The sequence below is a fragment of the Pseudomonas sp. MDT1-17 genome, assembly GCF_054898105.1.
Window position 1 is genome coordinate 3,787,960 of record NZ_JBUBVM010000001.1, and the last position, 12,591, is coordinate 3,800,550.

Consider the following 12,591-nt stretch of genomic DNA (forward strand, 5'->3'; position numbering starts at 1 on the left):
ATCAGTACAAGTAACCAGCCGAACGGTAAGCCCAACCGACGGCACATCACTTGATTGGGCATACAGAGAGAAGATCCCATGAACGCCCCGCTCCGTATCAACGAAGCTCTTTTGATTGCCGACCGTGCATTTCAGCCTTTCCAATGCGTGGCCTGGGCCCCACAAGACGGCAATGGCGAACTCAGCCTGACCGTTATCGATCGCACCAACACCCGCAGCATCGGCCGTAAGCAGATCCCGAGCAGTGCCTATACCGATCCCGCACAACTTGAAAGCGTGCTTGAACAGGCCCGCGCCGAGTTGAGCCAGGAAGGTTACAAGCTGCAATCGTGGTCGATGCCACACTAAGCATTTTGCGGGTTACTTACCGGTAACCCGCGCCCTCCCCGATGATTATTCGAAGTTGCACGCAGCCAACTACTTGGCAGGCTTGCCAGTGGTTCGAAAAGACACTGTTCTGGCACACGGCGACCCTCCGTTTATTAGTTCTGACAGTTGTGCATCCAATCATTCAGGGGTTGAATGTTTTCCTTATACAGTCGCCGCCCAACTTCTGGATCAGGACGACTCGCAAGGAGCTGCGTGCATGTCAATCCAGACAGCGTTTGCCTCACCTGCAGCACTGAACGACGCCGGAACGCTCGATACAACCTTTGCCGGCACCGGCAAAACCCAAGTGTATTTCGCTGGCAGCCTCTCAAGCATGGCCAACGATGTGGCGATTGATTCGCGTGGCAGGTTGTTGGTCGCGGCGAAGGTCGAAACGCGAGGCGGCAGTCGCTTTGGCCTGGCTCGCCTGCTTGAGGACGGCTCGGCCGATCTGGCGTTCGGTAATCAAGGCAGCGTCATCGGGCAATTTGAACACGGCTTCGAGGCCATGGCCGGCAAAGTCCACGTTCTGCCCGATGGGCACATTCTGATTGCCGGCCTGCACTACGAAAATGCTCGCTGGACACTGCCCGCCCTCGCCTTGTTTGATCAGCATGGCCGCCCGGTTCAATGTTTTGGCGACAATGGCCGCTGCGTCGTGCGTCTGCCCGGCGGTCTTTCCCAGGGTGTGCGTGACGCCTGGCTACCACCCGGCGTACCGGGAGCAGAAGCCTGTGATGTCTGCGTACAGGAGGACGGTCGAATCCTGCTGCAGGCCAATCATCACTTCGAACTGGCCGATCATGTCGGCATCCTGATACGCCTCAACACCAACGGCTCGCTGGACGATACCTTCAACGGGCGTGGTTTCGTGATTGTCAGGCACTTGCTGATGAACACCTGGCTCAGCAGCCTGAGGGTGCAACGAGACGGTCGAATCCTGGTGGGAGGGTCGATCAATTTTCCTGAAGAAGGTCTTCTGGCTCGCTATCACACCGACGGCACGCTCGACGATCGTTTCGCCGTGGATGGTTTTATGACGTTCAAGGTACAGGGGTGTAGCGCTCAGGTCAGTCAGATCGTCCAACACGAAAATGGCGATGTGCAGTGTTTTGGCAGCAGCCGCGACCCAATGCACTGCCTGGCCCTGAAAGTACACAGCAACGGTCGCCCGGACATTCATTGCAATGGTGGCCAGGCCCAATTGCTGCAGATCGGCCACAGTGGCTGCCAGTGGACCGCTGCGCAGGCGCTGCCTGATGGCTGTGTGCTGACGGCCGGAGCCACGATCGGCGGCTTCGAAGCGGATTTCATTCTGGCCCGGCATCTGCCTGACGGGCAACTTGATCACAGCTTCGGCAATGGCACCGGTTGGGTTCGCACACGCCTGGGCCGCAGCCTGGATGCCGCGACTTCAGTGGTCATGCAGGCCGATGGAAACATTGTTGTAGGCGGCTATTCACTGGATGGCAATTATCGGGCGGTCGTCGCGCGCTACCTGGGGTAGGCCTGCAGAGTTTGCCTACACTTGATCTTCCCTTGCACTTACGGCAAGTTGCGCACTTCTTAATACAAGGAGTAGCCGATGCCCGGTTCAATGGCTCAGGCGTTCGCGCACAATTTTCTCGGGCATTCACCCCGCTGGTACAAGGCAAGCATTGTCGGCTTCCTGATTCTCAACGCACTGGTGTTGTGGACCCTGGGCCCAGTGGTGGCCGGTTGGCTGCTGGTGCTGGAATTCATCTTCACCCTGGCCATGGCGCTCAAGTGTTATCCGTTGATGCCCGGCGGCCTGCTGCTGGTCGAAGCGCTGTTGCTGAAGATGACCACGCCCCAGGCACTCTACGACGAACTGGTGCACAACTTTCCGGTGATCCTGCTGCTGATGTTCATGGTGGCCGGCATCTACTTCATGAAAGACCTGCTGTTGTTTCTGTTCTCACGGTTGCTGCTCGGGGTTCGCTCCAAGGCGCTGCTGGCGTTGATGTTCTGCTTCCTGTCGGCGTTTCTGTCGGCGTTTCTTGATGCCTTGACGGTAACCGCTGTGATCATCAGTGCGTCCGTCGGGTTTTACTCGGTGTATCACCGCGTTGCCTCGGGCAATGATCCGCGTCAGGACAGCGAGTTCGGCGATGACCAGCACCTGCCCAAACTCCATCACGCCGACCTCGAACAATTCCGCGCCTTTCTGCGCGGTCTGCTGATGCACGGCGCCGTGGGTACGGCACTGGGCGGTGTTTGCACACTGGTCGGTGAGCCGCAGAACCTGTTGATCGGCCACGAGATGGGCTGGAACTTCTCTGAATTCTTTCTGAAAACCGCCCCGGTATCGTTGCCGGTCCTGGTGGCCGGCCTGGTGACCTGCGTCCTGTTGGAGAAACTGCGCTGGTTCGGTTATGGCACCCTTCTGCCGGATAACGTGCGTGTCGTGCTGGCCGATTACGCCGCCGAAGACAATGCCGAACGCACCTCACGCCAACGTGCAGCGCTCATCGTGCAGGGATTGGCAGCGCTGATTCTGATGGCGGGACTGGGGTTCCACATTGCCGAGGTCGGCCTGATCGGCTTGATGGTGATCGTGCTGATCACCGCGTTCACGGGCATCACCGACGAGCACCGCATCGGCAACGCGTTCAAGGACGCCATGCCCTTCACGGCGCTGCTGGTGGTGTTTTTCGCCGTGGTGGCGGTGATTCACGATCAGCAACTGTTCACGCCTTTGATCCAGTGGGTGCTGGCCCTGCCGGCGGATCAACAGCCGGGCATGCTGTTTATTGCCAACGGTTTGCTGTCGGCCATCAGCGACAACGTGTTCGTCGCGACCATTTACATCACCGAAGTGAAACGGGCCTTCATCTCCGGCCACATGAGCCGAGAGCATTTCGAAACACTGGCGATTGCGATCAACACCGGTACCAACCTGCCGAGCGTGGCAACGCCCAATGGCCAGGCTGCGTTTCTGTTCCTGCTGACCTCGGCGATTGCACCGCTGATTCGTCTGTCGTACGGGCGGATGGTGTGGATGGCGTTGCCGTACACCGTGGTGATGGGCGTTCTTGGCTGGTATGCAGTGAGTTACTGGCTGTAACACCAATCAACCTGTAGGAGCTGTCGAGTGCAACGAGGCTGCGATCTTTTGATGTTGCTTTTACAAGCGAAGATCAAAAGATCGCAGCCTCGTTGCACTCGACAGCTCCTACAGGGGTTTCAGCGTTTCAGGATATAGCGCTCAATTGCCTGGGCCGCGCCTTCTTCGGTGTTGGCACCGGTGACCACATGGGCCTGGCGCTTCACCGCCTCCTCCGCTTGCCCCATGGCGATCGACAAGCCTGCGCGATGAAACATCGCCGGGTCATTGCCGCCGTCGCCCAGCGCCGCGGTCTGCTCCAGTGGCACACCGAGAAATTCGGCCAGTGTCGCCAGCGCTGCCCCCTTGTTGGCTTGCATCGCGGTCACGTCCAGATAAATCGGCTGTGAACGGGAGACCTGTGCCAGGCCTTCCACTTTGGGCAGCAGGAGCGCTTCCAGCTCAATCAACAACTGTGTGTTGTTGCTGGTGGCGACGATCTTGTCGATGCGTTCCAGGTACGGCTCAAAACTCTCGACCACTACTGGCGGGTAACCCAGGCCGTGCTGTTCACGAGGCACCATTGGGCCGTTCGGATCTTTCAGCAACCAGTCGCCACCACTGAACACCCAGATTTCGATGTCCGGCCGGTCGGCAAACAGCGCCAATGCCGTCAGCGCCGCCGTTGCCGGCAAGTAATGTGCGACCAGTACACTGCCGTCCGGATTGACGATGGTCCCGCCATTGAAGGCTGCCGTTGGCAGGTCGACGCCCAAGGCTTCGATCTGCTGAAACATGGCTTTTGGCGGACGGCCGGTGGCCAGGCTGAACAGCACGCCGGCCTCGCGCAAGGAACGAACCGCTGAAAGGGTGCGCTGGCTGAGGCTGTGGTCGGGCAGCAGCAAGGTGCCGTCCATGTCGCTGAGCAGAAAACGGATGGGATGTTGCGTTGCATCACTCATCCGAGGCCGTGCCAGACGCGACCGTCGCGGGTCAGCAATTCTTCTCCAGCCTTCGGCCCGTCTTCGCCAGCGGCATAGCTCTGCACGCTCGCGTCCTGCTGCCAGGCATCAAGGAAAGGCTGCACGGCGCGCCAACCATTCTCGATGTTGTCGGCGCGCTGGAACAGCGTCTGATCGCCAGTCAGGCAATCGTAGATCAGCGTTTCGTAGCCGGTGGACGGCTGCATTTCAAAGAAATCCTTGTAGGCAAAGCCCAGCTCGATATTGGCCATCTTCAAGGCCGGGCCGGGTCGTTTGGCCAGCAGATCGAACCACATGCCTTCGTTGGGCTGAATCTGGATCCGCAGGTAGGTCGGTTGCAGCTCATCGACCTCGGTATCGCGGAACTGCGCATACGGCGCCGGTTTGAAGCAGATGACGATCTCGGTATCGCGCACGCTCATGCGCTTGCCGGTGCGCAGGTAGAACGGCACGCCGACCCAGCGCCAGTTGTCGATCATGACTTTCAGCGCGACGTAGGTTTCGGTGTTGCTGTCGGGCGCCACGTTGTTTTCTTCGCGATAGCCCGGCAACAGCTTTCCATCGACCTCACCCGCCGCGTATTGGCCGCGGATCGAATTGGCTCGCGCTTCCTCGACCGACCAGGGTCGAATTGCACCGACCACCTTGGCTTTCTCGCCGCGTACCGCATCGGCGCCGAAGGCGGCCGGCGGCTCCATCGCGACCATCGCCAGCAACTGGAACAGGTGATTGGGCACCATGTCCCGCAAGGCGCCGGTGTGCTCATAAAAACTGCCACGGGTTTCCACGCCGACGGTTTCGGCGGCGGTGATTTGTACGTGGTCGATGTAGTGATTGTTCCAGAACGCTTCGAACAGGCTATTGGAGAACCGGCTGATCAGAATGTTCTGCACGGTTTCCTTGCCCAGATAGTGATCGATTCGGTAGATCTGGTTTTCCGTCATCACCTTGAGCAAGCAAGCGTTCAAGGCTTCGGCAGTATGCAGATCGGAACCGAAAGGTTTTTCGATCACCACTCGCCTGAACGCTTCGGGCGTTTCCGCCAGCAACCCGGCGGCACCGAGACGGCGCACCACTTCGCTGAAAAAGCGTGGTGCGGTGGCCAGGTAGAAGACGGCGTTGCCGGTGCCGCTGGCGGCGATTTTCGCCGCCAGCGCTTGATAAGTGCTGTCGTCCAGGAAGTCGCCCTGGACGTAGCTGATGCCTTTGGCCAGCTTGGCCCACAAGTCCGGGTCAAGGGCTTGATCGCCCTTGCCGACCTTGCTCGCCACTTCGGCTCGAATGAAATCTTCGAGCTTGCGGGCAAAGGCTTCGTCGGTGATGGCGTTGTGATCAACGCCGATGATCCGCAGTCCATCGCCAAGCAGACCGTCACGACTCAGGTTGTACAGCGCCGGCATCAGCAGACGCTTGACCAGGTCACCATGGGCACCGAACAGGAACAGCGTGGTCGGTGGTGCAGGTTCTGCCTTGGATTTATTGCGGATCAAACGAGTCATTTTTTTGCAGTCTCCACATGGCCGCCGAAGCCGAAACGCTGGGCCGAGAGAATCTTGTCGCCAAAGGTGCCTTGCCCACGCGAACGGTAGCGCGAGAACAGCGAGTTCGACAGCACCGGTACCGGCACCGACTGCTCCATGGCCGCTTCGATGGTCCAGCGACCTTCACCGCTGTCGGCCACGGAGCCAGAATAGCCGTCGAGTTTCGGATCACTGGCCAGCGCGTCAGCGGTCAGGTCGAGCAGCCACGAAGATACGACGCTGCCACGACGCCAGACTTCGGCGATGTCGGCCACGTTCAGGTCAAAACGCTGATCTTCCGGCAGGTTGGTGCTGGCCTTGGTCTTGAGGATGTCGAAGCCTTCGGCGAAGGCCTGCATCATTCCGTATTCAATGCCGTTGTGGATCATTTTCACGAAATGGCCAGAACCGGCCGGGCCAGCGTGGATGTAACCGCGCTCGGCACGATCGTCTTCGGACTTGCGGTCCTTGGTCCGCGGGATGTCGCCCAGGCCCGGTGCAAGGCTCTCGAACAGCGGGTCAAGGCGTTTAACCACCTCGGCTTCGCCGCCGATCATCATGCAGTAACCACGCTCCAGGCCCCAGACGCCGCCGGAGGTGCCGACGTCGACGTAGTGCAGGCCTTTCTCCGACAGGGTTTTCGCCCGGCGGATGTCGTCCTTATAGAAAGTGTTGCCGCCGTCGATGATGGTATCGCCAGCTTCGAGCAAGGTGCTCAGGGTGTCGATGGTCTCTTCGGTTGGTGCGCCGGCCGGCAGCATGACCCACACAGCACGTGGTTTGGCTAGGCCTGCGACCAGCGCCGGCAGGTCGATGACGCCAGAGGCGCCTTCTGCGGCCAGGGTGTCGACAAAGGCGGTATTGCGGTCGTAAACAACGGTGGTATGCCCGTTGAGCATCAGGCGCCGTGCAATATTGCCGCCCATGCGGCCCAGTCCAATAATCCCGAGTTGCATGTGCTGATGCTCCCTACTACAAATAAAGTGTGTCAAAGGTTATAGCCCAACGCGACTAATGTGGGTTAGTCCAGAGCGCTGGCACATAGTTTCCGGGCATTGTGCCCGATCCAGAGTGATAACGTCGGTAATCGCGCCGAAGACACAACGACCATGAAAAATAAAAAAGTTCCCTTCGGGGGCAAAAGAAATCAAAATCGGCGCCGATAGTAAGTCAGCATCCGATTTCGGAGCAGGTTTACAGTTGATACAGCCGTTTGCGAGGTGAGCAATGGGCACAGTACACGCAGCACGACCAGCACTAACCCTATACGTCACGATCCGTCGTGATGAATTGCGCCAGTTGAAAGACGAGCGTGACCAATTGAGGCAGGAGCTCGCGCAATTGCGCTTGTTGACACAAGGCACTCAGGCCCAGCCCTTGCCCATCGCCCACCACGCCCCGCACGCCTGATCCCCTCGCTTGAATCGGAGACAGCCCTCTGCTGTTTCCGATACCGCAACGACGCCTCGCCCATCCTGGCGACTCACAAAGTTTTCACATCGGCTTGTTGATACTCCGGCGCATTATGGCCGCTCGGTATCCGTGCGGCATCCGTTCGTCGGCGACATGGAAGGCCTCGGCGGTCGAAGTGATTATTAGGCTGGAGCGACAATGGCTTTGTTTAAACGCAGCAATACGTCTGCGAATGGTTTCGACTGGACAGGATTCCTCTGGCTGTTCCTGTTCTTCTGGTATTTTTCGGGCATTACCCAACTGCTGATCCAACTGACAGGCACCTCCGGTTTTACCGGGTTCCGCCAGGCCTTTGTAATGAGCGCCATCTGGCTCGCGCCGATGCTGCTGTTCCCCAAACAAACACGTGTCATGGCCGCGCTGATCGGTGTGGTGCTGTGGGCCTGCTCGATGGCCAGCCTGGGTTATTTCTTCATCTATCAGCAGGAATTTTCCCAAAGCGTCATCTTCATTATGTTCGAATCGAACATCTCTGAAGCAGGCGAGTACATGACTCAGTACTTTGCCTGGTGGATGGTCGCGGCGTTCCTCGCCCACACCGCTTTCGCTTACTTGCTCTGGACCCGCTTGCGCCCGGTGTACATGCCTCGCGGTCGGGCGCTGGTGGCTGCAACGGCCATTGTGGTCGCTGTCGTCGGTTATCCGCTGATCAAGCAAACCGCACGTACCGGCAGCCTCGCCGGCGGTTTCGAGAAATTCGAAACACGCATCGAGCCCGCCGTGCCTTGGCAGATGGCCGTGGCCTATCACCGCTACCTCGATACCCTGGCCGGCATGCAAGACATGCTCAATAGCGCCAGCAAGATTCCACCGCTGCACAACCTCAAGGATACAACGGCCAATCAGCCGGCGACCCTGGTGCTGGTGATCGGCGAGTCCACCAACCGTCAGCGCATGAGTCTGTACGGCTACCCTCGGGAAACCACCCCGGAGCTGGACAAGCTCAAGGATCAACTGGCGGTCTTCGATAACGTCATTACCCCGCGCCCTTACACCATCGAGGCGTTGCAGCAGGTGCTGACCTTCGCCGACGAAGAAAACCCGGACCTGTACCTGTCGACCCCATCGCTGGTCAGCATGATGAAGCAGGCGGGTTACAAGACTTTCTGGATCACCAACCAGCAGACCATGACCAAGCGCAACACCATGCTGACGACCTTCTCCGAGCAGGCCGACGAGCAGGTGTACCTGAACAACAACCGCAACCAGAATGCCGCCCAGTACGATGGCGACGTGATCGAGCCGTTCAACAAGGCATTGAACGACGCTGCGCCGCGCAAGCTGATCGTCGTGCATTTGCTCGGCACGCACATGAGCTACCAATACCGCTATCCGTCGACCTTCGATAAGTTCAAGGATCGCAAAGGCGTTCCGGACGGTGTGCGCGACGATCAGGTGCCGACATACAACAGCTATGACAACGCGGTGCTGTACAACGACTTCGTGGTCTCGAGCCTGATCAAGGACTACGCCAAGACTGATCCGAACGGGTTCCTGCTGTACCTCTCGGACCACGGCGAAGACGTGTTCGATTCCCCTGGCCATAGCACACTAGGGCGCAACGAAAGCAAACCGACGGCGCCGATGTACACCATTCCGTTCATGGCCTGGGCCTCGCCGAAATGGCGCGAAAACCATGACTGGAGTTTTGCCGCTGATCTGGGGCGTCCTTACAGCAGCTCGCATCTGATCCATACCTGGGCTGATCTGGCGGGCCTGAGCTTCGATGAACTGGACCGTAGCAAGAGCCTGGTCAGCGACAGCTTCAAGCCCCGGCCATTGATGATCGGTAATCCTTACGAGCGCGAGCAAAAGGCGTTGATCGACTTCAGCCTGATGAAACCCAAGGCGGTGGCAGTCATTCAGAATTAGTTCTTTTTCAGGGGCCGGTTCCGGCCCCTTTTCCCCTGACGACATTGCGCGATTGCTTTGCCCGAAACATTTTTCAATTACAATAATTCTCGTTATCGCTAAATCCCCTCTCCCCCCTTCGTCTTTGAACAAACGGAATTTTTCCCTCGAAGACAAGGAGTCGGCTGCGATGTTCGCGCCTATCACCCGTTCCATGACCTTTACCCTGGGCCTGTGCAGTGCCGCCCTGTGCCCCGACTTGCTGGCTGAAACCGGCCCTGATAAAGCGCCCGGCCGCACCCTCGAACTGGGCGCCACCCAAGTGACCGCCCAAGGTTTGGGCAGCACCACCGAAAACACCGAGTCGTACACCACCGGCGCCATGAGCACGGCGACGCGCTTGAACCTGTCGATCAAGGAAACGCCGCAATCGGTCTCAGTGGTTACGCGCCAGCAAATGGACGACTTCAAACTCGGCACGCTTTCCGAGGCCATGCGCCAGACCACCGGCGTGGTAGTTCAGCACAACGATTCCGACCGGGTTGGCTATTACTCCCGAGGCTACTCGATCAACAATTTCCAGATCGATGGCATGTTGAATACCTTCAGCTACATGAAGTCCGATTCCGACACCATCATCTACGACCGCATCGAAGTGGTACGTGGCGCGACCGGTCTGACGACGGGCGCGGGCGACCCCTCCGCCACCATCAACATGGTGCGCAAACGGCCGACGTCGCAGTGGGAAGTTCAAACCGGCGTCAGCGGTGGTAGCTACGACGACTACTACAGTTATCTGGATGTCGGAGGTCCATTGGCTTTCGACGGACGCCTGCGCGGACGCAGCGTGCTGGCCTATCGCGACAGCGATTCGTTCCGCGACAAGTACCAGCAACAACGGGAAGTCGGGTACGGCATTCTCGAAGCCGACCTGACCGATGACACCGTGCTGGCCGTGGGTTACGACTATCAGAACAAACACGTGCAGGGCACCTCCTGGGGCACCGTACCGTACTGGAACTCTGACGGTGGCAAAGCCAACCTGGGACGCTCGACCAACATGGCCACGTCCTGGAGTTCCTGGCCGCTTGAAGACAAGACTGCTTTCGCAACCCTGGACCATCAACTCGGCGGCGGATGGCAGCTCAAAGCGGCTTACACCCATCGGGAAAGTGATACGGACGGCAAAATCTACTACGGCGGTGGCGGCTTCCCGAATGCCGATCGCAGCGGCATGGTCGCCAATGTCAGTCACATGATCGGCACGCAAAAAATGAAGGCCTACGACTTCAACGTGTCCGGGCCGTACGCGCTGCTGGGCCGGGAGCACGAATTGATGGTGGGTTATGGCGAGGCCGAGCGCAGCGAGGCTTCTCCCTACACGGTGGACGGCCCCCGGGCAGCGGATTACGAAAGCATCCGCGACTGGAAATACATGGGCGACATCGCCAAATTCCCCGACACCGTCACCCGCCTTACCGGTTCGAAAGACAGTACCCGCCAGAAAGCCGGCTACCTCGCCACTCGCCTGAGTTTGACGGACGACCTGCACGCCGTACTCGGCAGCCGCTATGGCAGTTGGAAAGCGTCGAAAACGGCCAACAGCTACGACGCCAATGTGCAATTGAGCGGGTCCGAAAACACCCGCCAGCAACACAACGACATGTGGACACCCTACGCCGGCCTGCTCTACGACCTCACCCCGGAATACACCGTTTACGTCAGCTACACCGACATTTTCAAACCGCAGTCCAACCGCGATAGCCATCGCAAGTACCTCGAACCGGTGGTGGGCAGTAACTATGAACTGGGGCTCAAGGGCAGCCTGCTGGAAGAGCGGCTGAATCTCGCCACGGCGCTGTTCTGGAGCAAACAGGACAACGTCGCGGAGCTCGACGACTCGGTGCCACCGGACCCGGCAACGGGCGAGGAGTTCTTCAAGTCGGGCGGTAAAGGCAGCAAGGTTCAGGGCTTCGAAGCTGAGGTCTCGGGCGAGATCATGGCCGGGTGGAACATGACGGCCGGCTACACCTACACCCACTCGGTCAATGGCGAAAAGCAGCGCAGCAACACCAATCACCCGCTGAATTTGTTCCGGTTATCCACGGCCTATCACCTGCCCGGCGATTGGCAGGCCCTGACCGTCGGTGCTGCGGTGAACTGGCAGAGCGATATTTACCGCGCCGCCAGCCGCCCGGTCGGACGCGACGCCGATGGCGAGCTGATCACCGAAAGAGCGAATATCCGTCAGGAGGCCTACACCGTCGTCAACCTGATGTCGCGCTACGCGTTCGACAGGCACCTGTCGGCCTCGTTGAACGTGAATAACCTGTTCGACAAGACGTATTACGACAACGTCGGTTTCTACAACGGCAACTTTTGGGGCGATCCGCGCACGGTGACCCTGAGCCTGGACTGGAAGCTTTAGGCGCAGGTAACTCCCATTTAACGGAATCGGCAGATAATGGCTGCGCAACATCGATTCATGGACGAAGCATCCGACGTCTGTAGTGGGAGGCATACCATGAAAAAACGTACAGCACTGATCCTCGCCGGCCTGATGGCACTCGGCTCAACCAGCGCGTTTGCCGAAGGTGGGGCAGAACGCATGCGGTATTACTTCGAGAGCTTGCGGCTCAGCCAACAGCAGGCCCAAGGCCAGGTTATCCAGAGCAATGAACTTCGGGTTCCGGATGATCAAACTGCGCAAGTGACTGAGCATTACAAACCGTAAACGCCAAAGGGCGCCCTGATGGACGCCCTTTTTCTTTGCCCGCGAATGCTGGCTCGTCAGTATTTAAAGCGCTTTGGTCCAGAACAGCATCCGACCGTGCGCCGGATCGAACATGCCCGCGGCAAAACCGAACTTGCCATAAGACGCCTGGGCGACCGCATTACCTTCCAGTACCTCCAAGGTGATTTTGCAGCAGCCACGCTGGCGGGCGATGTCCTCGACCTTTTGCAGCATTTTCTGGCTCAACCCCAACCCGCGAAACTTTTTCACCACCATCACATCGTGCACATTGACCAACGGCCGACAGGCGAAGGTCGAGAAACCTTCAAAGCAATTGACCAGCCCCGCAGGCTCGCCACCGACAAAGGCCAGAACGCTGAACGCGTGGGGACGCTTGGCCAGTTCCGCCGGCAGTTGCTCCAGCACGTCGGCGGACAGCGAGTGGCCGCCGCCCATCGGGTCTTCGGCGTATGCATTGAGCACCATACCAATAGCCTCGGCATGCACCGCATTGGTGTAACTGGCCTGAAGCACAAGAATTTCTGCGGATTCCATTTCCATCCTCGATCACACGTGAAGTAGCCCGGCGCGTTG

At 58.9% G+C, this 12,591-nt stretch carries 11 protein-coding genes; 7 read left to right on the top strand and 4 right to left on the bottom strand.

Annotated features, from left to right (window positions below):
• Positions 1–78 precede the first annotated feature (78 nt).
• From ACYZTX_RS17510 to nhaB, 3 genes are all read left to right on the top strand, one after another.
• Positions 79–348 (top strand): hypothetical protein, encoded by a 270-nt coding sequence (locus ACYZTX_RS17510; RefSeq protein WP_462035130.1) that lies wholly within the window; start codon positions 79–81, stop codon positions 346–348.
• 238 nt (positions 349–586) lie between these two features.
• Positions 587–1,876, top strand: a complete 1,290-nt coding sequence (locus tag ACYZTX_RS17515; protein ID WP_462035131.1) for an NHL repeat-containing protein — start codon at positions 587–589, stop codon at positions 1,874–1,876.
• 78 nt (positions 1,877–1,954) lie between these two features.
• Positions 1,955–3,457: a sodium/proton antiporter NhaB gene (nhaB, locus tag ACYZTX_RS17520; RefSeq protein WP_462035132.1), complete on the top strand. Its 1,503-nt coding sequence runs from the start codon at positions 1,955–1,957 to the stop codon at positions 3,455–3,457.
• A 119-nt stretch (positions 3,458–3,576) separates the two neighbouring features.
• On the opposite strand, the gene ACYZTX_RS17525 is transcribed toward nhaB, so the two are convergent.
• From ACYZTX_RS17525 to gnd, 3 genes are read right to left on the bottom strand one after another with little or no spacing between them, the layout of a single operon-like run.
• Entirely contained in the window at positions 3,577–4,398 is an 822-nt protein-coding gene (locus ACYZTX_RS17525; RefSeq protein WP_462035133.1) for an HAD family hydrolase, read from the bottom strand.
• Positions 4,395–5,918 (bottom strand): glucose-6-phosphate dehydrogenase, encoded by a 1,524-nt coding sequence (gene zwf / locus ACYZTX_RS17530; RefSeq protein ID WP_462035134.1) that lies wholly within the window; start codon positions 5,916–5,918, stop codon positions 4,395–4,397. Before zwf ends, ACYZTX_RS17525 begins: the two co-directional genes overlap by 4 nt.
• The gene (gene gnd / locus ACYZTX_RS17535; protein WP_462035135.1) at positions 5,915–6,895 is read right to left on the bottom strand and encodes a phosphogluconate dehydrogenase (NAD(+)-dependent, decarboxylating); all 981 of its coding nucleotides are present in this window, start codon (positions 6,893–6,895) and stop codon (positions 5,915–5,917) included. The genes zwf and gnd overlap by 4 nt, the downstream gene beginning before the upstream one ends.
• A 271-nt stretch (positions 6,896–7,166) precedes the next feature.
• Between gnd and ACYZTX_RS17540 the strand changes: the two genes are divergently transcribed.
• From ACYZTX_RS17540 to ACYZTX_RS17555, 4 genes are all read left to right on the top strand, one after another.
• Positions 7,167–7,349, top strand: a complete 183-nt coding sequence (locus ACYZTX_RS17540; protein WP_462035136.1) for a DUF6026 family protein — start codon at positions 7,167–7,169, stop codon at positions 7,347–7,349.
• Between the two features lie 201 nt (positions 7,350–7,550).
• The gene (locus tag ACYZTX_RS17545) at positions 7,551–9,284 is read left to right on the top strand and encodes a phosphoethanolamine transferase CptA (protein WP_462035137.1); all 1,734 of its coding nucleotides are present in this window, start codon (positions 7,551–7,553) and stop codon (positions 9,282–9,284) included.
• 169 nt (positions 9,285–9,453) lie between these two features.
• Positions 9,454–11,691 carry a TonB-dependent siderophore receptor gene (locus ACYZTX_RS17550; protein WP_462035138.1) on the top strand — a complete coding sequence of 746 codons (2,238 nt, stop codon included), beginning with the start codon at positions 9,454–9,456 and terminating at the stop codon, positions 11,689–11,691.
• Positions 11,692–11,787: 96 nt separating this feature from the next.
• A complete protein-coding gene (locus tag ACYZTX_RS17555; RefSeq protein WP_462035139.1) occupies positions 11,788–11,997 on the top strand; it encodes a hypothetical protein in 210 nt (69 codons plus the stop codon).
• 63 nt (positions 11,998–12,060) lie between these two features.
• On the opposite strand, the gene ACYZTX_RS17560 is transcribed toward ACYZTX_RS17555, so the two are convergent.
• On the bottom strand, positions 12,061–12,552 hold the full coding sequence (locus tag ACYZTX_RS17560) for a GNAT family N-acetyltransferase (protein WP_462035140.1): 492 nt from the start codon (positions 12,550–12,552) through the stop codon (positions 12,061–12,063).
• Between the last annotated feature and the right edge of the window lie 39 nt (positions 12,553–12,591).

What these genes read in the sequence shown, in the direction of transcription:
- ACYZTX_RS17510 (WP_462035130.1), top strand. Translation starts at nt 79, where the DNA reads ATGAACGCCCCGCTCCGTATCAACGAAGCTCTTTTGATTGCCGACCGT.
- ACYZTX_RS17515 (WP_462035131.1), top strand. Translation starts at nt 587, where the DNA reads ATGTCAATCCAGACAGCGTTTGCCTCACCTGCAGCACTGAACGACGCC.
- nhaB (WP_462035132.1), top strand. Translation starts at nt 1,955, where the DNA reads ATGCCCGGTTCAATGGCTCAGGCGTTCGCGCACAATTTTCTCGGGCAT.
- ACYZTX_RS17525 (WP_462035133.1), bottom strand. Translation starts at nt 4,398, where the DNA reads ATGAGTGATGCAACGCAACATCCCATCCGTTTTCTGCTCAGCGACATG.
- zwf (WP_462035134.1), bottom strand. Translation starts at nt 5,918, where the DNA reads ATGACTCGTTTGATCCGCAATAAATCCAAGGCAGAACCTGCACCACCG.
- gnd (WP_462035135.1), bottom strand. Translation starts at nt 6,895, where the DNA reads ATGCAACTCGGGATTATTGGACTGGGCCGCATGGGCGGCAATATTGCA.
- ACYZTX_RS17540 (WP_462035136.1), top strand. Translation starts at nt 7,167, where the DNA reads ATGGGCACAGTACACGCAGCACGACCAGCACTAACCCTATACGTCACG.
- ACYZTX_RS17545 (WP_462035137.1), top strand. Translation starts at nt 7,551, where the DNA reads ATGGCTTTGTTTAAACGCAGCAATACGTCTGCGAATGGTTTCGACTGG.
- ACYZTX_RS17550 (WP_462035138.1), top strand. Translation starts at nt 9,454, where the DNA reads ATGTTCGCGCCTATCACCCGTTCCATGACCTTTACCCTGGGCCTGTGC.
- ACYZTX_RS17555 (WP_462035139.1), top strand. Translation starts at nt 11,788, where the DNA reads ATGAAAAAACGTACAGCACTGATCCTCGCCGGCCTGATGGCACTCGGC.
- ACYZTX_RS17560 (WP_462035140.1), bottom strand. Translation starts at nt 12,552, where the DNA reads ATGGAATCCGCAGAAATTCTTGTGCTTCAGGCCAGTTACACCAATGCG.